Source organism: Leptolyngbya sp. FACHB-541 (assembly GCF_014695875.1).
Taxonomy (GTDB): domain Bacteria; phylum Cyanobacteriota; class Cyanobacteriia; order Elainellales; family Elainellaceae; genus JAAUTN01.
This window is the reverse complement of record NZ_JACJPC010000098.1, coordinates 246,230-267,520: the sequence shown is the minus strand read 5'-3', so window position 1 is coordinate 267,520 and position 21,291 is coordinate 246,230. Positions and strand designations below refer to the sequence as shown.

Below are 21,291 nucleotides of genomic sequence, written 5' to 3'. Positions count from 1 at the left end.
CTGAATCCACTGTGAGAAAGTCTTTCACAATTGTAGGGGCTAGGGGCTAGTCCCTAGATAATGCTGGATCAACCCAATCACCGTAGCAGGCAATTCTAAATGAGGCAGGACTCCTGCGCCAACGATCGCACAAAAGGCTTCTACTGTCTCTGGATTGAGGTTGGCTAGCCGGAGCCCAGTGGAGAGGCTGCTAAAGCGAGATTGATCGCCCCAAAAGATGACGGTGGGAGTTTTAAGCTGCTCCATGTAGAGGGAGAGGTCAAAGCAGAGATCGCCTTTAAGCGAGGCGAGGGCAGAGTATTCGGCGTTGAGCTGTTGGGCAGATGCCAAATAGGCAGCAACCATTTCCTCGGTGACACGCGATCGCTCGGCAAACAAGAACTGCTGCAAGAAGTTGCGTACAGCCAGTTCGTTGGCGGCTCCGACAGTGTAAATCAGGCGATCGAGTCCGGGTGTTCCGGCTAGCTGGGCAGGGATGCCTTGTTTGTAATTTGCGCCAAAGTCGCTGTAGCCAGAAGGAGAAACTAGAAACAGCATTTTGAATAGGTCTGGACGCTGGACGGAAAGGCGAAGGGCGATCGCCGCTGTCAGTGAGGAAGCAAAGACTGTTGCTGGAACGCTGTTAGTGCGCTCTAGAAATTCTGTCAAAATGGTCAGGTAATCTTCTACTCGATAATCGCGAATAGGATGGGTGGATTGTCCCCAGCCGATCAGGTCAGGTGCAATAACCCGATGAGTGGCGGCAAAGGCTGGATAAACCTTTGACCACTCATAGGCGGAAGACCCACCACCCAGACTATGCAAGAAAACTAGCGGCGGCAAATTGGCTGAATCTGAGCTATCTCGCCAGGGTTCACCAACGGGTGTGTAATAGGCCATCACACCTAGTGAAGTGTCGATCACCTGCTGCCCAAAACCGATCGGCTGATATTGCAGCACAAAGCCTCCTCATACAAGTTCTGTCAGTCATCTAGATCTGCACAACGCAGAGAATTGAACTGGTGCTTCCCTTCTCTGCGAAAGTGGATCACTCCTGATTCTCGCAAAATTCTAATGGGGTGGGACAACGTTATAGTTTGAATGTTCGAGAACTTTGAACTATTGAACCGTAGCAGGAGCTGATTCATGCCACCACTGACGCTTTACTACTGGACAACGCCCAACGGTCACAAGGTCACCATGTTTTTGGAGGAAGTTGAGCTGTCGTATACGATCGCTCCGATTAACATTGGCGCTGGCGACCAGTTTAAGCCTGAGTTTTTGGCGATCGCCCCCAACAATCGGGTTCCAGCCATTGTGGATCATGAGCCTGCGGACGGTGGAGAACCCATTTCGATATTTGAATCTGGCGCAATTTTGCTGTATCTAGCAGACAAAGTTAGCAAGCTGATCTCTGATACAGTGCGTGGACGAGCCGAAGTGTTTCAGTGGTTGTTTTGGCAAATGGGTGGTTTGGGTCCAATGGCTGGGCAAAACCATCACTTTGTCCAGTATGCGCCTGAAAAAATCCCCTATGCGATCGATCGCTATGTAAATGAGACAGGACGGCTGTACACGGTGATGAATAAGCGGTTGAGCGATCGCCCCTTTCTTACTGGAGAAGAATATTCGATCGCCGATATTGCTTCCTATCCCTGGATTGTGCCCTACGAGCATCAGAGACAAAATTTGGAAGACTTCCCTCACCTCAAGCGCTGGTTTGAGGCAATTCAGTCTCGCCCTGCAACCGTTCGTGCCTACGCTAAAGCTAATGAATTCAAGAACCAGCAGATTGATATGGAGAAATCACGAGCAATGCTATTTAACCAATCCTCAAAAACCGTCCAATAATCAGCAAGACTGCTAGCTGGCGTAATAGCCTGGCTGTCCTAAGATGTTGAGTTCCGCTGCGCTTCACCCAACCTACGCAGCTCACACAGGTTGAAAAGAGTTGTAGGTTGGGTGGAGCAGAGCGAAACCCAACGCTTTGGATTTGCTGCACTATTGTTAATGAATTGTGAGGGGCATACCGCTTCGGGATATGTCTCTCACTTATTTGCTCACTTTTTAGCCAGCTAGTCGGCTTATGCCTCTGCCGCTTCTAATTGTCTGGGTTGTGTAGAAAACTGAGAGGCTTCAAGGTTGGCTATACTTGAACCATACAAGTCAACAAACCGCTTGAACAACCACATTGTTTCATGGTCTGAGATTCGAGTGCGGTTGAATAAACGACTGATATTGCGCTCAGCTAGCTTACTTAAGTAGGGCAAATCCTCAAATAGCGTTAGGCAAGAGGCGATGTGCAGAACCATTTGCAGCAGGGGCTTTGGCCATCTCAAGTCGCTATAGATGTCGATAAAGAACTTATGTTCCGTTTCACTCAGAGGTAGAACGTTAAACATCACGATGATACTCTTGCCGTTGTACACCGGAATCTTTAGTTCAACTGTGTGAGGCGTGTGCAATGTTAACTCTACCTCAACAACGGGCTGTCTCCAGATTCTCAGGGCGTTAAATGGCGAATCCAAAACGGTTTGAAACTTGATGATTCCCCCATCTTCGGTAGGCTGCAAATGGTTGACCGAAATGACTCGTAGGTTACTCAAACTAAAGTGATGGACGTTCTCCAAATGCTTCAGGTTGAGCAAATGATAAATTTGGCACAGGTGGGGAAAGGGTAAGATATATTCTTGGCTAATCAGGTGATACTCCTGGAGCTCCAGCATTCTTGTAAGAGCCTTCCCTTGAACTCCACACTGACTTAACTCACTGCGACGACAAGCCAAGTTAGAGTTTAGAGATTGCAATGCAACGGAGCCATCTGGATTAAGCTCTTTCTCCGGCTTGAGAAATAGCCAGCTAACGAAGAAGAAAGAAGCCGTAAACAGATGTGCAATCTCTATTGCTGAAAGGTACCCGTCGGCAAAAGCAGCAAAGCCTCGGTCGGTGATGCCAAATACCCAAGAGGGAATGCCCAAAGCCCAAATGCTGCTTTTAAATTGGTTGAAATAAAGGGCGGGGTGAATAGAGCGATCGCTTTCCATGACTTCACATCTTCTTCAGGCTTGATATTCTTGGAGCTTAGAGGCAGGCATCGTGGACAAGAGGGCTTGTCCCCGCTCATTCAAGTTCAGGCTCTCTTAAGAATCCTAAACTTTCTTGCATTTGTACCTTGCTTATGCATGTACTAATAATAAGCTAATAGTTTTGACTCCCGTTTACCCTCTACCTCAGGTTGAGCTTTGTTAAGCGACGAGGTAGAGCCCGTCCTTTGCCTCGTTGTCTCAAGAGGTAGCAAGACAGGTACCAAAAACGAAGGGATGTGTCCTTGTTTCAAGGAACGCATCCCTTCGCTTTGGCTAAAAAGGAAGAAGAACTTATCCTGCAGCAATCATCACGTTGTTGGATTTGATGACCGCAAAAACTTCTTTCCCTGGTTTCAAACCTAGCTTGTCAGCCGAAGTGCGAGTGACAATCGAGACTAGCTCGATGCCGGGAGCGATCGCCAAGGTCACTTCTGCGTTCACCGTTCCTTTGACTACGTGTTTCACTTTTGCTTTCAAGACGTTACGGGCACTGATTTGGATTTGGATTGCCTGAAGCGCTGTGGCATTCTCCGAATCCAGGGTTTCTTCCTTTAAATCCTCAGCCTCGATTGGGTTGGTGTCTGGATCAGGAACGGGCGATCGCCCCCTCTGTCGAATCATTTCTCGCAGGATTTCTGTTTTGGTGCGCTGAGTTTGCTGACAAATCTGCTCTAAAATTTGCCGCTCTTCGTCTGAGGATTGGAAGGTAATCCAGCCTTGCTCTTTTCTTGGCATTATCAAATACCAAATATGTTGGTATAAAGTTGGTACGATATGATTTCGAGTCTAGTTCAGTTGGAAGGTCAACCTATAGAACCCATAGAGCCAATGGCTTGCTCCCTCCGAACTAACAATACTAGCTCTTCTTTACTCCAACTCAGGTGTTATGAAACGAAGACGCATTCTCGCTTTGCTGGGCGGATTCCTGGCAGCCTTGTTACTGGCGATCGGCTTCAAAATAGTTATGCCTGCTGCAGTCGATGCTCAATCTGCAAGACTGTTGATTGCAGCAGCAGCCAGCTTGCAAGATGCGATTGAAGAAATTGATCCGCTGTTTGAGTCGGCTAACCCAGGCATAATAGTCAGCTATAACTTTGCAGCATCAGGTCCACTTCAGCAGCAGATTGAGCAGGGTGCACCTGTGGATCTATTCATCTCAGCCGCTGCCCGACAAATGAATGCTTTACAGGAGGGGAATCTGATCGTCTCCAATACTCGTCGCAACTTGCTCACCAACAGTCTGGTTCTGGTAGCGCCGCGTAACTCTACATTGGGGTTAACAGGCTTTCGGCAGTTAACTAACTCTGCCGTTGAACGAATTTCAATCGGGGAGCCGCGGAGTGTGCCAGCTGGACAGTACGCCGAGGAGTTATTTAGGAATCTAGGGATTTGGGATCAGTTGCAGCCTAAGTTTGTATTTGGCAACTCGGTTCGCAACGTTTTAGGAACGGTCGAAAGTGGCAACGCCGACGCTGGCGTGGTCTACGCGACTGATGCCAGAATTTCAGACCGGGTGACACAAGTCGCAACCGCTCCCAGCAATCTGCACACTTCAATTGTTTATCCCATGGCCGTTGTTGCAGCCAGTCGCAACCAGCAAGCCGCTCGTATTTATGCTCGATTCTTAAGGAGTAGACAGGCTCAAGCAGTGTTCAGACGATACGGCTTTGGGATTGCTTCTTGAAGGGAGTACTAGCATGACTGCCGATCTCTCCCCACTATGGATTTCTCTTAAAACCGCAGGGCTTGCAACGATCGCAACATTCTTTACTGGAATCGCGGCTGCTTATTGGATGCTGAGCTACCGGGGGCGATGGAAGTCAGTCATTGAAGGTATTTTTGTCGCACCGTTGATTTTGCCACCCACGGTTGTAGGTTTTTTGCTATTGCTCTTGTTTGGCAGGAATGGTCCACTGGGTCAGGTCATGGCCCAGTTTAATTTTACGATTGTGTTTACCTGGTATGCCGCAGTGATTGCAGCAACGGTTGTGGCATTTCCGCTGATGTACAAGACTGCATTGGGGTCATTTGAACAAGTCGATAGCAGTTTGCTCCAGGTTTCCCAAACGCTGGGTGCCTCAAAGGGGCGGATTTTCTGGCGAATACTCCTGCCGCTTTCTGTTCCGGGTATTCTGGCTGGAACAACGTTGTCCTTTGCGCGAGCGTTAGGGGAGTTTGGTGCAACGCTGATGCTAGCTGGGAATATTCCCGGTCAAACCCAAACGATTCCAATGGCAATTTTTTTTGCAGTGGAAGCGGGAGCCATGAACGAAGCATGGCTATGGGTACTGGTGATCATGACGATTTCACTGTCGGGTATTGTTGTGGTGAACCTCTGGCAAACTCACTATGAGCGCAAAATTCAAAGGAATCCTTTGAGTGTAGTGGAAGCTAATGAACCTTTGCCCGGCAGAGATAAAACGGCTGAAATTCCGCAGACTGTAACTCTAACCAAATTCCAGTCTCAGCTTGAACAAGGCTTGTTCGTTGATATTGAGAAACAGCTTGCAAACTTCAGTTTAAACACAGCATTTACCGCTCAGCAGGAAACATTAGGGTTGTTGGGTGGTTCCGGTTCTGGTAAAAGCATGACACTGCGATGCATTGCTGGAGTCGAAACCCCTACTCACGGGCAAATTGTTTTGAATGGTCAAACTTTATTTGATTCGGATAAGCGAATTAATCTCCCTAGCCATCGCCGCAAAGTCAGTTTAGTGTTTCAGAACTATGCCCTGTTTCCTCACATGACGGTTGCTCAAAATATTGCATTTGGCTTGCAGCATTTACCAAAAGTGATGCGATCGCAACAAGTAAATCAACAGCTTGCTTTGCTGCATCTACAGGGCTTGGGCAATCGCTATCCCCACCAACTTTCAGGTGGACAACAGCAACGAGTAGCCCTAGCCAGGGCACTGGCAACGGAACCGGAAGTATTGTTGTTAGATGAACCCTTTTCGGCGTTGGATACCTATCTTCGCAGTCAGGTCGAGCGTCAACTGGTTGAGACTTTATCTACCTATAAAGGTGTCACTTTGTTTGTCACACACAACCTGGAGGAAGCCTATCGGGTATGTGAAAAACTGATGGTAATGTCAGGTGGAAAAGCGATCGCCTTTGATTCTAAACACCAGATCTTTGAACATCCCCAAACCCTACGTGTGGCTCAACTCACAGGATGCAAAAACTTTTCCCGTGCTGTTGCTGTTAGACAAAATGCGATCGAGGCGATCGATTGGGGCATTACCTTACAGGTTATGGAAGCAATTCCTCAAGAGCTGACGGATATAGGGATTCGTGCTCATCAAATGAGTCTCATGCCCAGTCCTGCTCCTGGTCAAAACAATACATTTCCCTGCTGGTTAGCTTCAACCAGTGAAACTCCTCATCGGATGACCCTTTTCCTTAAATTAAATGCTGAGCCTCAAGGCTCACAGGACTATCATGTGCAAGCAGAAATGTTCAAAGAGAAGTGGCAAGCCATCAAAGAGCATCCGTTTCCCTGGTATGTGCGGTTTGATCCCTTGCGACTTATTTTGCTAGTTAATTAAAACCAAGTTTATGAAATTGAGCAAGGAGATACCATTCGATACTTGAACTTGGTGCCGACGGCTGACAGAGATAACACTATCATTTTGGAATTGCAACCCGGAGTAATTGCACATAATGCTTTGTTGTAACAGCATAATGCTTTAGTTAGGATGGTTGATAGCATAGAAGCCTAAGTTGTTGGCAACGGGACGTTGTCGCATTGGGACTTTGGTATGAATTGGGGCATTTAAAACGGTTGTACCCGAAGGAGTCGCAGCAACTAGTGTCGTTGAACCGCCGCCATCCAAATTTAGAGCACTGTAGGCACCCATTTCCAGGAGAATTTCGGTTAGCTCGGTGGTCGTGACACCCTCGCTGTAGAGGGGCTGTTTGCCATCTACGACAACCAAATATAGCTGATTGCCCTCTCGGTTAATTGCAGTGGCTACTCGTGGATAAGGAATGCGGTTGTTGTATGAATCTAGATCTGCGTCTAAGCGATCGCCCCGTTCAATCAAAATATCGCTCCCTGCGATCGCTTGGACGGTTCCTGGGGGACACGCTTCCTCAGAAATCCGCACCTGATTATTGTCCGCAAAACATAGCACCGACCAATCTGGATCAACAGGAGAATAGACGAATCCATTCGAGATGCTCTGCCCTAAAACATTAGTGCGATCGCCACTGTGAGGATAATAATTCCAGGGTGTTTTCTCCTCAAAAGGATAAAAAAAGTTGGCGTTGACTGCTAGCTGTAGGTCAAACTCATCGACAAACTCTGAAGTTGTTTGGGCATTGGTTTCTCGATTGTCTGGAGTAGGCATTCCTGGCGTTACGAATACTCCAACTCCCGGTACGGTTAGATCAATTGTAATAATGTGCATCACAATTGGACGGGGTGATGATTCAGCAATTCGTCGATACACTATGCCCTGAAAAAGGGTTTTCTCCTGGTCAGTGCGAGGTGGACGCTGAAAATGGAGCCTACCGTAAAAAAGTAGAGGCATTGTTAGCAGCCCTGCTCCAATCACAACTAAAAACCGCTTAACATACATCTGGTATTGATGGTTCATTAGCTCGTGAAATTTTCTAAGACTGGCACGAACAGAGTAATTTACTTCGACTTAAGCTTGACTCAATTATGACTACTTCATCTTCACTCGATTTTGCTAACCAGGACTTACGAAATCGTTCCTTTAAAAGAAAAAGTCTTAATGGCGCAAATTTTAGCGGTGCAAATATTCGGGGGTGTGACTTTAGCAACGCACTTTTGCGAGAGGCGAACTTTGTTCAAGTTCGAGCGGGTCAACCTCTGAATCGACTCATGCTTTTAGGGACAGTTGCTTTGCTCTTGGCTGGATTAGCAATTCACGCTTTTAGTCTTATGATTTTTGGAGTTTTAGGACGTACAGCAGCAGAGTCAGCCTGGTCTTATGCGATCGCGCTACACGCCAGTTTAGGATTGGCTGGAGCAGGAGCTGCTGTGCTTACGTTAGAAAGGCTTAAGCCAATAGTTAAACGCTTGTCTATGACTACTTCTGGATCGGCAACCGGAGCTTTGCTGGGCTTTTTCTATGTTGGAAGTCTAACTGACCAAGATCCTCAGGTTGCTACCATCGCAGCAGCGATCGCCAGTTTAAGTGTTGCACTTCTCACTTTTAGGGTGCAGCATCAGGCATTCGTGATGGCGATCGCTACTGTTGGCAGCGTTGCAGGATACGGGTTTGCATTTTTAGCATCCGCAACTGCCAGTGCATTTCTTAGCACACATCACATTTTGATGGGTCTTATTTGGTGTGCTTTATCGCTAAGCTATGTTGTCATCACTCTATCTACTCTAATCGGCAGCCTCAAGGCGGCAAGGCGTGCTTTTAGAACCTCTTTTAGAAATGCGGATTTAACAAACGCCAAATTTACAGGAAGCCAATTGCGTAATGTTGACTTTTCTGGAGCAATCGGGTCTCCATTTCGCTAAGAAGTGAGTGTAAGTTGGTCTTCCTTATTTATTCAGCTATGCGGGCTTGCTGTCTAGCGTAGTCAAGGTTTCGCTGATACTCTCCTATCTTTTGCTGAGCAGTGTTGTAGTTAGGATGAGCGGGGAGAACGGCTCTCAGCAGGGCGATCGCCCGCTCCCATTCTGCGACAATTTGCTGCCAATCTTGCTCGGTTTGCGCTGATTGAGCTAGAAGTGATGCATTTCCGGCAGTGTTAATTGCCCGTCGGAATGCTTCGTCAGGCTGTAGAGGTTGTGAGAAGTTTGGAGCAGCGGGAGAGCCTGGAATAACAGAAGTGCCTGGAACAGTAGAATCGGGTAGAGGTAGGTCAGGGGAAGGCTCTTCAAGAGAACCGATGATAAACAGGATAATACCAACTATGGTTAACACGGACAGGACGGTAGCAGAGATTCTCCAAACACTATAGGGGCGATCGCCCAACACTTCTCCGGTTTGGGCATTAACCATTACCTGATATTGCTTGTTCCTAAACCGATAAGCCGAAATCCATACGGGCAACAACAGATGCTTAAACGTGATAGCGCTATAGTTGGTCGAAACAGAATGGATACGCTGCTCATCTCCGCCAATGTCGTGCCGAACATCAGAGCGAATTGGTTCTTCCATCTTGCCTTTAGCCAGTTCAAACCCCTGCTTTAAATTCACCTGATACCGCTGTGCCTTAAAACCCGACAGATAAGATGCATCGTAGGGTGCCAGTTTGGATAAATCCCAAGGCTCTAAAGCTTCTAGTCGCTTTGTATTTACGGACTCACTACCTGGAATCAAAATGTCGTCAAAGGAACGGTCAACTCGTCCAGAGTGCGATCGCCATCGAGTCCGCTGTACCTGGCGTGTTTTGGTTTCTGACTTACCTTCTGAGTTTGTCTCTGTATATGTTTCAGTCACGTAATAGTGAGTTCCCTGCTCTCCGGTGTAGTGACTCACCGTATAACAGTCATACGTCCAGAAGGGCAGATACACACCCTGAATGCCTTCTTGCTGTGCCAGTTTCTTCAACCCGCCGGGGGCAAACCAGCGGCTGTTTATCCACTTCTGAATACCCGCTCTAGCAGCTTTTTGGCTAATGTTAAAGGGTAAAACTGCTTCTGGTGCCATTACCGGACTGGCAGAATGAGGTTGCGCTACAATGCTGGTATTACAAAAGGGACATTGTCCTGCCACATTAGGTGGCTCAAATGTAATTTGAGCTTTGCAACCTGGACAGTCTGCTTCCAGAGCCGTGTTAGACAGCGCTGCGAGTTGAGTGTGTTCACTGTCGAGATATGCATCGTAGGAGCGCTCCTCGACCTGTTCAGCACTTTGAGGAATCACCTCTTCTCGCCCACAATAGGGACATTTAAGCTGTCCAACTTGCGGGTCAAATTCCAGCGTGGAACCGCAGCCCGGACAAGGAAACTGCTTAATTAAAGGTTTAGCAATCGACATATCGCAGTACTAAAGTCATTTGTGAGATCAATGAGTTGTGAGGACGCACTCCCGAAACGGTATGTCCTCACAACTCACTTGAGGTTTACATCTGATTAATTTACGGGCGGTGGTGGTAGTGCTCCCAGGATGGATGCTAGTTCTGCAACTTCGGCGGCTCGTTTCCAGCCATCCATTCCAGCTCGCCACACATATGCTTGAGCGTTCAAACCGTTTTGCGTGAGTTGACTGGCTGGGAAGGGACCAAAGTTTTGACCGTCACGAGAGATATGCCACTGTGGCTCGGCGGGTGGGGGTGGAGGAGTTGCAGCCGCAGGTTGAGCGGTCTGGGGCGGATTGGTTTGCATGGCATTGGTCAACTGCTGACCCATCGCAATCCCTACGCCAAAGTCTAACGCCATGTTGCCACCAGATGGATTCCGAGCAGATTCTTCGATCGCATTTGCAGCTTGAAACTGAGCATACTGCTGCATGTTGCCCAAAATTCCCATTGAGGCGCGTTTATCCAACGCCTGTTCCACTTCGGGCGGCAGTGAGACGTTTTCAATGAGCAGTTGGGTTAGCTCTAGTCCAAATCGCTGTACCTCAATCTGAATGCCACCTCGGATGGTTTCGCCCAGTTCGCCATAACGAGCGGCAAAGTCAAATAAAGGAATGCGAGAGCTGCCAAACCAGGTTGCGAAAGCGGTCACAATCATGTTACGAATCTGATTGCTAATTTCGTCTACCTGGAACAGTCCATCGGTGCTGACCAGTTGCTTTAACAGTTCTTCGGGGTGTGCGACCCGAATATTGTAGCTGCCAAAAGCTCGGAGCCGCACTGGTCCTAACTCTGGATCACGAATAGTAATTGGGTTAGAGGTGCCCCACTTGAGGTCAGTAAAAATTTTTGTATTGAAGAAATAAACTTCTGCCTTAAAAGGTGAGTTGAAGCCATATGCCCAGCCCTTAAGGGTGCTGAGGATAGGCAAGTTTTGAGTTGTTAACTCGTACATGCCTGGCTCAAAGGTGTCTGCGACTTGCCCTTCGTTGACAAATACTGCTTTTTGTCCGGGGCGAACGGTCAGCTTAGACCCCATTTTGATTTCATTATTGTGTCGCTGGAAGCGATAAACCATCGTGTCGTTGGTCTGATCCAACCATTCGATGATGTCAACAAATTCGCCTCTGATCTTATCGAAGATACCCAATCGCTGACCTCCAGGACTAACTTAGAGTAACTGTATAGACTAATGCAAGTTAACTACAAAGTACCCTGATGGAATTCCAAAATCGCTAATAATAATGTTTCAATACTGTTTCGATGAAGATTGTTTCAATAAAGAAGCGATAAAGGAAAAAGATTCCGTAATGCAGAATCTTTTTCTTTTATCGCCCTAATTTCTGGAATTGCTATATTTCTCTACCACCACTTACGTGGGTTGGTGAACCATAGCTTTTGCTTAGGTTCAGGTGGGCAGCTTTTTTCTCCTAATACTCCCCAAGTGGAAGCGTTGACGATACCACAAGCTTTGAGATGATGTTTTTGCTGAAAGGCAATGACGGCTTGTTGGGTCAGTTCGTCAAAGATGCCGTTTCGCTGTAGTTGATAACCGTGGACTTGCAGTAGTCCCTGTAGCTCTAATACGTCTCTGCCTGTATCGCCTTGCTCAAGCGGACGATCGCCAGGTTTCACCGTTGTCTTCAGGGAAAGCCAGGTTCTAGGTCCGACAACGCCATCGACAACTAACTTATTTCGCTTTTGGTAAAGTCTGACCGCTGTTTCGGTGACGCTGCCGAAGTCTCCATCAATTCGCAAGGGAAAGCCGTGTGCCCGTAGCAGTTCTTGAACTTCAGCGACAGCGGAGCCTGCATCCCAGGGATATAGGACTGGGCCAGTAAAAGCAGTGGCAATGGGCTGATTGGGGTTAATACTCATCAAGGTATCCTCTGCCGCTTAACGCATCCTCTCTTAGAGTAGGCGTAGAGCGTTGTATATCTCAACACTCATGGCAGAAGTACCCAGTTATCTATTTTTCATCTCGCCCGTGGACTTGAGCCGGAGGGCAGGTTGCTTCAACGGCAGTGAAGGGCTCAAGAATTTTGTAGGTGTGGCTTGCTCCTTCAGGTACAGACCAGGAATCACCCGGTTCGAGTAGGACGGTTTGCCCTTCTAGGTGTAGCTCGGCTCGACCCTGAATCACATAGCCGACTGTTTCATACTCACGTTGTGCTTCGGGCTTTGGCTCGCTTGCGGGTGCTTCTTCCCAGAGACGCATTGCAACTTTTTTACCTGATGCCAGGTATTTCTGACCCATTTCACCTTTTGGAGAATAGGTGGAATTGATTTTTGTGACGGTGGTATCAGCCATATCTATTAACCATGAGTTTTACGCTCACAAAGCGTGAGTTCTCCTTTCATCCTCCAAATTTGAATAATGTTTTACCTCCTTCTAGGGAAGTAAGTCTGTTGGCGTTGCGATCGCGCGTTTTTCACCACTCTAGACCAAAGGTAAAACTTCACGTAGAACTTCACAACGCGCTGCAGAGTCTGAGGTGTATCGATCTGTGTGATTGCATGGTTTGAATTGGATTGGGAAGAATTTGCCCGTTTCGGTAATTCGAGCTAGGCAAGATTGAGTTGATTAATTCGTCTGACTGGTAGAGGACGATCGCTTCTGAGGATAGAGACAAACGGTATGTCACTTGTCCTATTCTGATTTTGTACAAATTGCTGTAATGCCCGCAGCGGAAAGCAATGTCTTAATATCGTCGTTCACAATGCCACGGGAAATTGCTGATTTAGTTCGTCAGCTTCGACAGCAGCTTGGTCTTTCTCAAGAGAAGCTAGCTGCTAAGCTAGGTGTTTCGTTTCGCACTGTCAATCGATGGGAAAATGGGCACACGCTACCTTCTGCTTTAGCCTTAAAGCAAGTTGAGGAATTACTGCACCAGATGAGCCATTCATCTAAGGCGACGGTTCGTGACTGTGGCAAAAATCTGTTATCCCATTACTTTCAGGAGAGGGGTAGAGACGGTGAATGAGGACGGGGCGGCGATCGCTAAAAGCCTCTTCATGGGTGGTGGAGAGATGGGGGCACTGATGCGATCGCACGATTGGTCGCAAACATTGCTAGGTCCAGTCGAGAACTGGTCACAAGGGCTAAAAACCGCTGTGCGGATTATGCTGACCTCCCGCCAAGCCATGTTTGTTTGGTGGGGTGAAGACCTGATCAATCTCTACAACGATGCCTACAGAGACATCCTGGGTGGTAAGCACCCACAAGCACTTGGACAACCTGCCTCCGAGGTCTGGCACGAGATTTGGGATCAGGTCGGTCCACGGGCTGAATCGGCAATGATCAAGAATGAAGGCACCTATGACGAAGCGCTGCTGCTAATTATGGAGCGCAACGGCTACCCCGAGGAGACATATTACACGTTCTCCTATAGCCCCATCCCTGATGATCAGGGGCGTACAAGTGGCATCATTTGCGCCAACACAGACGATACTCGACGCATTATCGATGAGCGACAATTGCTGCTATTACGGGAACTGGCAGCCAAGACGGCAGATTCACGAACCTTTGATGGAGCTTGTACGCTTAGCGCCAACTGCTTGGGCACTAATCTCTATGATCTTCCCTTCGCGATGATTTATTTGGTTGGTCCAGACGACCAATGCGCTGTTTTAGCGGGAACCAGTGGGATTGAGCGAGGACATGCGCTAGCTCCCGAAACAGTTGCTTTGGATGAGGACTCGATTTGGCCTTTTGCAGCGGTGCTCGAATCTCATCAGGTTTGTTTAATCTCTGATTTAAATGCACGGTTTAACCATTTGCCGATGGGACCTTGGCCGCGATCGCCCCATCAAGCGGTAGCCGTACCGATCGCCCCTTCTGGGCAGACGGGCAAAGCAGGCATCTTGGTTGCTGGATTGAACCCATTCAGGCTGTTTGACGACAACTATCGAGGGTTTATTGATCTGGTTGCGGCTCAAATCGCTGCCAGCGTTGCCAATGCGCAAGCATACGAGGAAGAACGTAAACGAACAGAAGCTCTAGCAGAGCTTGATCGGGCTAAGACGGCGTTTTTCAGCAATGTCAGTCATGAGTTTCGTACTCCACTCACGCTCATGCTTAATCCGCTGGAGGACGTTTTAGCCAACCCTTCCGGACCTTTGCCGAGCGATCGCCAACAATTAGAGACTGCCTATCGCAACTCTCAACGTCTGCTGAAGTTGGTCAACACCTTACTGGACTTTTCCCGCATTGAGGCAGGGCGAGTTGAGGCAACGTACGAGCCGACTGACTTGGCAGTGCTGACGGCTGAGCTAGCAGGTGTATTTCGCTCTGCAATTGAGGGCGTGGGAATCCAATTGCGAGTAGACTGCCCACCCCTACCCGAACCGAGTTATATCGATCGGGCAATGTGGGAAAAAATTGTGCTAAATCTACTCTCCAATGCCTTTAAATTTACCTTTGAGGGCGAAATTGCAGTTGTTTTGCGTTTCTGTGATGACCATGTTGAGCTAGATGTACAAGACACAGGGACTGGCATTCCTGCTAATGAGTTGCCTCGTATTTTTGAACGGTTTCATCGGGTTCAGGGTGCGAGGGGACGAACTTATGAGGGGTCAGGAATTGGTCTGTCGCTGGTTCAAGAACTGGTACATTTACACGGTGGCTCAATCCGGGTGAGGAGTGTGGTTGACCAGGGGACTTGTTTCACGGTGTCGATCCCTACTGGATATACTCACTTGCCTGGCGATCGCCTTCGCTTAAGTAAAACCCAACCCATTAGTGTCCCTCAAACCTTAACTTCAACGGTAATGGGTACCTCTTATGTTGAAGAAGCGTTACGTTGGCTCCCAGAAGAAAGTAGGGAAGCAGGGGGGGGAGAGGGCAAGAACTATTCCTCTACTCCTTTACTCTCAAACCCTATTGTCTCCTCACTCTCTGCCCCCCAAATTCTGCTGGTTGATGACAATGCTGATATGCGTGACTACATTAAGCGTCTGTTGAGCCAGCACTATAACGTGGAAGCGGTGTCAAATGGAGTTACGGCGCTAGCAGCCATTCGTCAGCAAATCCCTGATTTAGTGCTGACAGATGTAATGATGCCAGAACTGGATGGGTTTGGATTGCTGCGTGAGTTGAGGGCTGATCCGCAGACCCAGGAGTTGCCTATCATTTTGCTTTCTGCCCGCGCTGGAGAAGAGTCTCGCATTGAAGGACTGGAAGCAGGAGCCGATGACTATCTGGTTAAACCCTTCTCCGCTCGGGAACTGTTGGCACGAGTAGAGGCAATGTTGAAACTATCTCAAGTGCGGCAGGAGACGATTCGGCAGGAGCGAGTGCAGCGGCGGGAAGTCGAGATAGCTAAGGCGCAGTTGGAGTCTGTTTTATCCAGTATCAACGATCAGTTTTTGGTTTTAGATCGGGAATGGCGCTATGTCTACGTCAATAACCGAGTCGTGGAAACTGTTGGCATGTCAAGGGAAGCACTGCTGGGCAGAAGCATTTGGGAGGTGTTTCCAGAGATCGTGGGTAGTGAGTTTGAGACACAGGTGAGGCAGGCGATCGCAAACGAGACGGCGGTTCATTTCGAGTACTACTATTCTGATTGGGACCGCTGGTTTGAGAATCATGCGTATCCTTCTCTGGATGGGCTGACGATCTTTGTGACGGATATTAGCGATCGCAAACGAGCTGAAGCAGCACTACGAGAAAGTGAGGCACGCTTCCGTACTCTTGCTAGTCATGCCCCTGTAGGTATCTTTATGACTGACATGAATGGAAATTGCGTGTATGTTAACGAAAGCTGGTGTAGCATGGCAGGCATGTCACCGGAGGCAGCTCAAGGAAAAGGATGGATGACTGCTTTACATCCGGACGACCGAGAGCGAGTCGCTAACGCATGGTATGAATCTGCTCAAAATGCAGAGATTTTTGCGGCTGAGTATCGCTTTCAAACACCACAAGGCAGTATTACTTGGCTGCAAGGGAGTGCAGCAGCCTTACAGCGTGATACTGGGGAGATTGTAGGCTATCTCGGCACGCTAACAAATATCAGCGATCGCAAACGAATTGAAGAAGCCCTACAGCAACGCGAAGCAGAACTTCGATTAGTCACGAATGCTGTTCCTGCCCTTATCTCATTCGTAGACTCAGAGCAACGCTTCCGCTTTAACAATCGAGGATATGAGGAATGGTTTGGACATTCAGCAACGGAGATCTATGGCAAGCACATTCGAGAGGTGTTAGGTGAAGCTGCCTATGAAGGAATTCAACTTTATGCGGAGCAGGTTTTAACAGGACAGCAAGTTACCTTTGAGAGCCAAGTTCCTCACCAGGATGGTAGTCTTCGTTATGTTAGTGCAACTTATGTTCCTCGATTCAACAGTGATGGAGCTGTTGAGGGTTTTGTAGCACTGGTTAACGATATCAGCGATCGCAAACAAGCTGAAGCCACCTTGCGTCAGAGCGAGGATCGTTTGCGTATGGCAATTGAGTCAGCGCAGCTAGGTATTTGGGATTGGAATCTGAATACTAATGAACTGACCTGGGATATAGGCTGCAAAGCCATGTTTGGTTTGCCCCCCGAAGCAGAAAGCAGTATTGAAGTCTTTTATGAGGGACTGCATCCTGATGATCGCGAACGATTGGAACAGGTAGTGCAGTGGTCTCTCGATCCCGCTAGCAATGGCATTTATGATGTGGAATATCGCACCATTGGTATCCAAGATGGGGTTGAACGCTGGGTCAAAGCAAAAGGGCAGGTCTATTTTGATCATGCTGCACATCCACAGCGCTTTGTTGGTACGTTGTTAGATATCACTGAGCAAAAACAAGTAGAAATAGAGCGAGAACAACTTTTAGCCAGAGAGCAAGCCGCACGGGAACAAGCCGAAGCCGCAAATCGGATTAAAGATGAGTTTTTGGCAGTGGTGTCCCATGAATTGCGATCGCCCCTTAACCCAATTCTGGGTTGGGCAAAACTCCTGCGAAGTCGTCAGTTAGATGAGCAAAAAACACAACATGCTCTAGAAGTGATTGAGCGAAATACTCAGATACAGGCTCAATTGATTAATGATTTGCTGGATGTATCTCGAATTCTTCGAGGCAAACTTAGCCTGAACATTACCCCAGTTGATTTAGCCTCTACGATTGAAGCCGCACTAGAAACAGTGCATCTAGCAGCGGAAGCCAAATCTATTCAGATTCGTACTCTGCTCGACTTAGAAGCTGGACATGTTTCAGGCGACTCGGATCGATTACAGCAAGTCGTTTGGAACCTTCTGTCAAATGCAGTTAAGTTCACAGCTCAAGGCGGACAGGTCGAGGTAAAGCTAGAGCGTTACTCACCAAGCCATGCTCAAATCACCATTACTGATACTGGCAAAGGCATTGATCCCAGTTTTTTACCGCACGTGTTTGACCGTTTTCGACAAGAAGATGCTGCCACAACTCGACAATTTGGAGGACTGGGGCTAGGGCTAGCGCTTGTCCGCTACTTGGTGGAACTGCATGGTGGTACAGTCGAAGCAAATAGTCTTGGTGAGGGGCAAGGAGCAACCTTTACAGTTCAATTGCCATTAACATCGCCTCAGTTGGCGGCAGTTCAAGAGATGGAACTGTCTAAGCCAGTGTTGGATTTGAATGATATCCGAGTGTTGGTAGTGGATGATGATGCTAGCACCCGTGAATTTATATCCTTTTTGTTAGAGCTATACCGAGCAAATGTGATAGCCACCTCGACTGCAAATGAAGCGATCGCCCTATTAACTCAGTTCAAGCCAGACATAATACTCAGCGATATTGGTATGCCTGAGGTTGATGGCTACATGCTGATGCAACAGGTAAGAGCTTTATCCCCAGAGCAGGGAGGTCAGACTCCGGCGATCGCACTCACTGCCTATGCAGGTGAAATCAACTATCAGCGGGCAATTACTGCCGGATTTCAAAAACATATTTCAAAGCCCGTAGAGCCAAATATGCTGATTGAGGCGATCATGAGTTTAGTGGAAGGGAGATAGAGATTTTTTGGATCAACTATCCCTCTCCCGCAGGAGAGGGACTTTTCTAAATCACCGTGAATCTGCTCCAGCTTCTCTCAATCTTTTGAGGATTTGAAGTTCCTCAGGAGTTGCCCAGCGTGAAATCCTCTCCATGAGTAAAGGCATCAGACGGTTACCCCATACCGCCAAATAACTTTGCCAGCCCACCAAAATTTCTGGTGTTCCCTTTTGCAGACCTGCTATCAGGGATCGAGCAACCTGCTCAGGAGTAGAAGGTACAACCCACCGAAACCAGCGGAAGTTTCGCACCATATCGGTGTCTGTGAGTGAAGGCAATAAGGCGACGACTCGAATGTTGTGAGCCGACAGTTCGTTTCGCAGAGCTTGCGTGAAGCCTAGAATCGCAAACTTGGTTGCAGAATAAGTTGCCATTGTGGGAGCGGCGATCTTTCCCATCAGGCTTGATACGTTAATGATGGTTCCTTGCTGCTGCACAGCCATGCGGCGGGCAATGAGTCGCGTGATGGTGTACATTCCCAGCAGATTGATTGCGATCTCTTCCTGCACTTGTGGCAGTTGAGATTGGAGGAAAGGAACTTGATGGGCAATTCCAGCACAGTTAACCAGCAAGTGGATTGGACCGTGATCTCGCCAGGTTTGGGCGATCGCAATATTCACGTCTACCGTTTGAGTAATATCTAAGGCTACGGGCACTGCTTCGGCTCCGATTACCTCAATTTCGGTAGCGACTTCAACTAAGTGTGCATGAGTGCGGGCGATCAGGATCAGCCGTTGAACTCCCTGATGGGCCAGTTCGAGTGCAATTGCTCGACCAATGCCTCTAGAAGCACCCGTAATGAGAACAGTTTTACCTTGAAGATGCATGGCTTTAGCCTCCGATGAGGGTCATTGATGATGCGATTAGCCAAGGAATGAATGGAGAAAGGGCAAATAAACCTGAGATTGGTTTGTGTGGGGGCTGTTATTTGCCAGTTTGTTGCTTGCCAGTCTGTTACTTGCCAAAAGCAACAGGTGAATCTGAGGGGTGTGAATGGAGGAGAGGACTCAAATTCACAGGAACGTTTCAGAACTTAATCAATGGCAGTTAATCAGGCTGGAGCCAAGATCGATATCAAGCATCAGTTGCGCGTTTTCTGAAAACAAGATTCAATCTGAACTCGTCAGTACACACCCTAGCAAGGGGATCAAGTAGCTGCAATCATTATTAATGAAAAACCTGAATCGTAACGGAGCGATACAAAGCTCTCAGAAATTGTTAGGAAATTAAGCAGGTCTGTGAAAGGCTGCTTTTGCTTTGCAGTTGTCGAATACTGGTAAGTGGAGAACCGTTGATGCAATTGTTAAGAAATGAGAAACTCTGATCTCCATCAAGATAGCTGAGTTTGCCCAGTCGTTGTTCGCCCGGTTGCTGCTTGCCCGATCGTTTCTAAAATGTTGGCTGCTACTGCTCGGCCGGTTTCACAGCCGCCTTCCATGTAGCCCTTGGCTCCAGGTGAGCAATGTTCTCCAGCGAACCAGAGGTTGCCAACTCGCTCTGACTCGGCTCCGCCAAACTTTGTCCACTGACCAACCAGATAGCAGGAATAGGAGCCTTTTTGGTAAGGTTCGCCTGCCCAAAAGGCACGAAGGGCACGTCCCTCTTTAACTTGGCTGATGCCTGGAAAGATTGGCTCTAGCTCAGAGGTCATTGCCCAAGCGTGAGCTTCGGGGGAGCCGCTGCCCAGTGCTAGACCGCGATCGCCTCCCGTCAAGCTGGCTAACCAGGCTTTCTCACCAGGGGCATAGCGAGTACTCTCCCAGGCGCTCTGGAAAGGCAGATCGGTAAAAACGGCTGCTGTTGAATGGTAGCGGGTGCGCCAAATGCGTTCTCGGAAGGGCGTGATCAGCTTAGTCCCTGTGCCATAACCCAACTGGTCGATGGCCGCACGCTTAATGGGCGGCAAATCAACCCTTAAATCGACGTGTCGCAGCACCGTGAAAGGCACGGTCAGCACCACATGCTCATAGGTGCGCTCAAAGCTGTTTTGTCCCTGACGCAAGCCAACCTGATAGCGATCGCCTGAGGTGTTGCGGAGTGATTCTAATACTGTTCCGGTTTCAATCGAGCTGTTTACCTGTTGCGCCAGTCGTTGGGGAATTTGCTCATTGCCACCGGCAACATGATATCGCTCGTCGCTGATGCCGTAGACCTGCCACAGACCGGCTTTGGTGCCAATCAGAAACAGCAGGTTGAGGCAAGACTGCTCTTCTGGGTTGCGTCCGTGTTCGGCGGTGTAAGCCACCCGCAATAGCTTGTTTAAGGTGGGGTTGATGGGGGCTGCGTTGAGGTAATCTGCAAGCGAAGTTTGATCGAGCCGAATTGCCTCAGGAGTGGTTGATCGATAGGTCAAATCCCAGCCTTCTAGGGATTCTAAATCCCGTTCAATCTGCCTTGCTAAAGGTAAAAAGTCTTCAATGACTGCTTTTAGATCTAGCTTGTTGCCATCAAAAAACAAGGTGCCTAGCTCCAATCCAGCATCGGCGGTTTCCAGATCGATGATTTCCAGTCCCAGGGTTTCTGCTAGCGATCGCAAATGGGTATGTCCTGTATCCAAAAACTCGCCACCCAGTTCGACCGCTGTGGGAATTCCTGCAGCGTTAGCAATACTCCGCATCCGTCCGCCAACGCGGTGAGTCGCCTCCACCACATCCACATCAATGCCTGCCTGCCGTAAATGATAGGCAGCCGTTAAACCTGCAATACCTGCTCCAACAATTAGCACTGTTGCGTCTGCATTGTTAGAGGTAAAGCCGATGGGAGAATGGGGCGATCGCGATAGTTGCTCAAGTTGTTTGTGGGGATTGGTGGCGAGGGTGGTGGCGATCGCTGCACTTCCATATAGCATTTGTCGTCGTGACATCTGCTCTCCCAAAAGTCCCTGAACTTCTGCCGGGGGAATATCAGATTGAACTGAAAGTTGAGCAATTCTATAAGCTCGACGTAACCAACTTGTTAAGGCATCTCTAGCCATAAAGAAAAAGAAAAAGGAATGAAGGGAAATCCCAATTAGAAGCGAAATTGGGAAACTAAGCCTATCCTAATTATCGCTTTAACGGCAATACAAAAGTGATTTGCCAATCTAGGTGCTTGTGAGAGAGTACTTTAAAGGCTGTAATTCAGGGAAGAAAGGGAGGCAGGGCTTCGCCCTGCCTCCCTTTCTTCCTTAACCTGTATGGCTACAGCTATAAATTTTAA

16 protein-coding genes are annotated in these 21,291 nt (G+C 48.4%); 6 read left to right on the top strand and 10 right to left on the bottom strand.

Translation table 11 applies throughout. From position 1 onward, the window contains the following. Positions 1 to 39 precede the first annotated feature (39 nt). Positions 40 to 939, bottom strand: a complete 900-nt coding sequence (locus H6G00_RS20985; protein ID WP_190798211.1) for an alpha/beta fold hydrolase — start codon at positions 937 to 939, stop codon at positions 40 to 42. Between the two features lie 186 nt (positions 940 to 1,125). Between H6G00_RS20985 and H6G00_RS20980 the strand changes: the two genes are divergently transcribed. Continuing rightward, positions 1,126 to 1,830 carry a glutathione binding-like protein gene (locus tag H6G00_RS20980; protein WP_190798210.1) on the top strand — a complete coding sequence of 235 codons (705 nt, stop codon included), beginning with the start codon at positions 1,126 to 1,128 and terminating at the stop codon, positions 1,828 to 1,830. A gap of 233 nt (positions 1,831 to 2,063) precedes the next feature. Here H6G00_RS20980 and H6G00_RS35630 read toward each other — a convergent pair whose 3' ends face one another. Beyond that, complete coding sequence (locus H6G00_RS35630) at positions 2,064 to 3,023, bottom strand: hypothetical protein (RefSeq protein WP_190798209.1); 960 nt, start codon at positions 3,021 to 3,023, stop codon at positions 2,064 to 2,066. Positions 3,024 to 3,356: 333 nt separating this feature from the next. After that, the gene (locus tag H6G00_RS20970; protein WP_190798208.1) at positions 3,357 to 3,800 is read right to left on the bottom strand and encodes a molybdopterin-binding protein; all 444 of its coding nucleotides are present in this window, start codon (positions 3,798 to 3,800) and stop codon (positions 3,357 to 3,359) included. 151 nt (positions 3,801 to 3,951) lie between these two features. On the opposite strand from H6G00_RS20970, the gene modA reads away from it, so the two are divergent. Together modA and modB are read left to right on the top strand one after the other, a co-directional pair. After that, the gene (modA, locus tag H6G00_RS20965; protein ID WP_190798207.1) at positions 3,952 to 4,749 is read left to right on the top strand and encodes a molybdate ABC transporter substrate-binding protein; all 798 of its coding nucleotides are present in this window, start codon (positions 3,952 to 3,954) and stop codon (positions 4,747 to 4,749) included. Positions 4,750 to 4,762: 13 nt separating this feature from the next. Further along, positions 4,763 to 6,613: a molybdate ABC transporter permease subunit gene (modB, locus tag H6G00_RS20960; protein ID WP_190798206.1), complete on the top strand. Its 1,851-nt coding sequence runs from the start codon at positions 4,763 to 4,765 to the stop codon at positions 6,611 to 6,613. A gap of 141 nt (positions 6,614 to 6,754) precedes the next feature. On the opposite strand, the gene H6G00_RS20955 is transcribed toward modB, so the two are convergent. Next, on the bottom strand, positions 6,755 to 7,666 hold the full coding sequence (locus H6G00_RS20955; RefSeq protein WP_190798205.1) for a phosphodiester glycosidase family protein: 912 nt from the start codon (positions 7,664 to 7,666) through the stop codon (positions 6,755 to 6,757). 68 nt (positions 7,667 to 7,734) lie between these two features. On the opposite strand from H6G00_RS20955, the gene H6G00_RS20950 reads away from it, so the two are divergent. Further along, positions 7,735 to 8,568 carry a pentapeptide repeat-containing protein gene (locus H6G00_RS20950; protein ID WP_190798204.1) on the top strand — a complete coding sequence of 278 codons (834 nt, stop codon included), beginning with the start codon at positions 7,735 to 7,737 and terminating at the stop codon, positions 8,566 to 8,568. 28 nt (positions 8,569 to 8,596) lie between these two features. Here H6G00_RS20950 and H6G00_RS20945 read toward each other — a convergent pair whose 3' ends face one another. The 4 genes from H6G00_RS20945 to H6G00_RS20930 form a co-directional block, all read right to left on the bottom strand. Continuing rightward, positions 8,597 to 10,036: a hypothetical protein gene (locus tag H6G00_RS20945; RefSeq protein WP_190798203.1), complete on the bottom strand. Its 1,440-nt coding sequence runs from the start codon at positions 10,034 to 10,036 to the stop codon at positions 8,597 to 8,599. 95 nt (positions 10,037 to 10,131) lie between these two features. Next, positions 10,132 to 11,226: an SPFH domain-containing protein gene (locus tag H6G00_RS20940; protein WP_190798202.1), complete on the bottom strand. Its 1,095-nt coding sequence runs from the start codon at positions 11,224 to 11,226 to the stop codon at positions 10,132 to 10,134. Between the two features lie 212 nt (positions 11,227 to 11,438). Beyond that, positions 11,439 to 11,954 carry a peptidoglycan-binding protein gene (locus H6G00_RS20935; RefSeq protein ID WP_190798201.1) on the bottom strand — a complete coding sequence of 172 codons (516 nt, stop codon included), beginning with the start codon at positions 11,952 to 11,954 and terminating at the stop codon, positions 11,439 to 11,441. Positions 11,955 to 12,045: 91 nt separating this feature from the next. After that, positions 12,046 to 12,387, bottom strand: coding sequence for a cupin domain-containing protein (locus H6G00_RS20930; RefSeq protein ID WP_190644882.1), 342 nt, complete (start codon positions 12,385 to 12,387; stop codon positions 12,046 to 12,048). A 367-nt stretch (positions 12,388 to 12,754) separates the two neighbouring features. Between H6G00_RS20930 and H6G00_RS20925 the strand changes: the two genes are divergently transcribed. Continuing rightward, complete coding sequence (locus tag H6G00_RS20925) at positions 12,755 to 13,060, top strand: helix-turn-helix transcriptional regulator (protein WP_242042402.1); 306 nt, start codon at positions 12,755 to 12,757, stop codon at positions 13,058 to 13,060. Between the two features lie 31 nt (positions 13,061 to 13,091). Continuing rightward, on the top strand, positions 13,092 to 18,053 hold the full coding sequence (locus tag H6G00_RS20920; RefSeq protein WP_190798235.1) for a PAS domain S-box protein: 4,962 nt from the start codon (positions 13,092 to 13,094) through the stop codon (positions 18,051 to 18,053). 51 nt (positions 18,054 to 18,104) lie between these two features. On the opposite strand, the gene H6G00_RS20915 is transcribed toward H6G00_RS20920, so the two are convergent. Together H6G00_RS20915 and H6G00_RS20910 are read right to left on the bottom strand one after the other, a co-directional pair. Beyond that, on the bottom strand, positions 18,105 to 18,920 hold the full coding sequence (locus H6G00_RS20915) for an SDR family NAD(P)-dependent oxidoreductase (protein ID WP_190798200.1): 816 nt from the start codon (positions 18,918 to 18,920) through the stop codon (positions 18,105 to 18,107). A 503-nt stretch (positions 18,921 to 19,423) separates the two neighbouring features. Further along, positions 19,424 to 21,067, bottom strand: coding sequence for an NAD(P)/FAD-dependent oxidoreductase (locus tag H6G00_RS20910; protein WP_190798199.1), 1,644 nt, complete (start codon positions 21,065 to 21,067; stop codon positions 19,424 to 19,426). Positions 21,068 to 21,291: the final 224 nt, after the last annotated feature.

Coding starts and splice junctions, on each gene's coding strand:
- H6G00_RS20980 (WP_190798210.1), top strand. CDS start 1,126: ATGCCACCACTGACGCTTTACTACTGGACAACGCCCAACGGTCACAAG.
- H6G00_RS35630 (WP_190798209.1), bottom strand. CDS start 3,023: ATGGAAAGCGATCGCTCTATTCACCCCGCCCTTTATTTCAACCAATTT.
- H6G00_RS20970 (WP_190798208.1), bottom strand. CDS start 3,800: ATGCCAAGAAAAGAGCAAGGCTGGATTACCTTCCAATCCTCAGACGAA.
- modA (WP_190798207.1), top strand. CDS start 3,952: ATGAAACGAAGACGCATTCTCGCTTTGCTGGGCGGATTCCTGGCAGCC.
- modB (WP_190798206.1), top strand. CDS start 4,763: ATGACTGCCGATCTCTCCCCACTATGGATTTCTCTTAAAACCGCAGGG.
- H6G00_RS20955 (WP_190798205.1), bottom strand. CDS start 7,666: ATGAACCATCAATACCAGATGTATGTTAAGCGGTTTTTAGTTGTGATT.
- H6G00_RS20950 (WP_190798204.1), top strand. CDS start 7,735: ATGACTACTTCATCTTCACTCGATTTTGCTAACCAGGACTTACGAAAT.
- H6G00_RS20945 (WP_190798203.1), bottom strand. CDS start 10,036: ATGTCGATTGCTAAACCTTTAATTAAGCAGTTTCCTTGTCCGGGCTGC.
- H6G00_RS20935 (WP_190798201.1), bottom strand. CDS start 11,954: ATGAGTATTAACCCCAATCAGCCCATTGCCACTGCTTTTACTGGCCCA.
- H6G00_RS20930 (WP_190644882.1), bottom strand. CDS start 12,387: ATGGCTGATACCACCGTCACAAAAATCAATTCCACCTATTCTCCAAAA.
- H6G00_RS20925 (WP_242042402.1), top strand. CDS start 12,755: ATGCCCGCAGCGGAAAGCAATGTCTTAATATCGTCGTTCACAATGCCA.
- H6G00_RS20920 (WP_190798235.1), top strand. CDS start 13,092: ATGGGTGGTGGAGAGATGGGGGCACTGATGCGATCGCACGATTGGTCG.
- H6G00_RS20915 (WP_190798200.1), bottom strand. CDS start 18,920: ATGCATCTTCAAGGTAAAACTGTTCTCATTACGGGTGCTTCTAGAGGC.
- H6G00_RS20910 (WP_190798199.1), bottom strand. CDS start 21,067: ATGGCTAGAGATGCCTTAACAAGTTGGTTACGTCGAGCTTATAGAATT.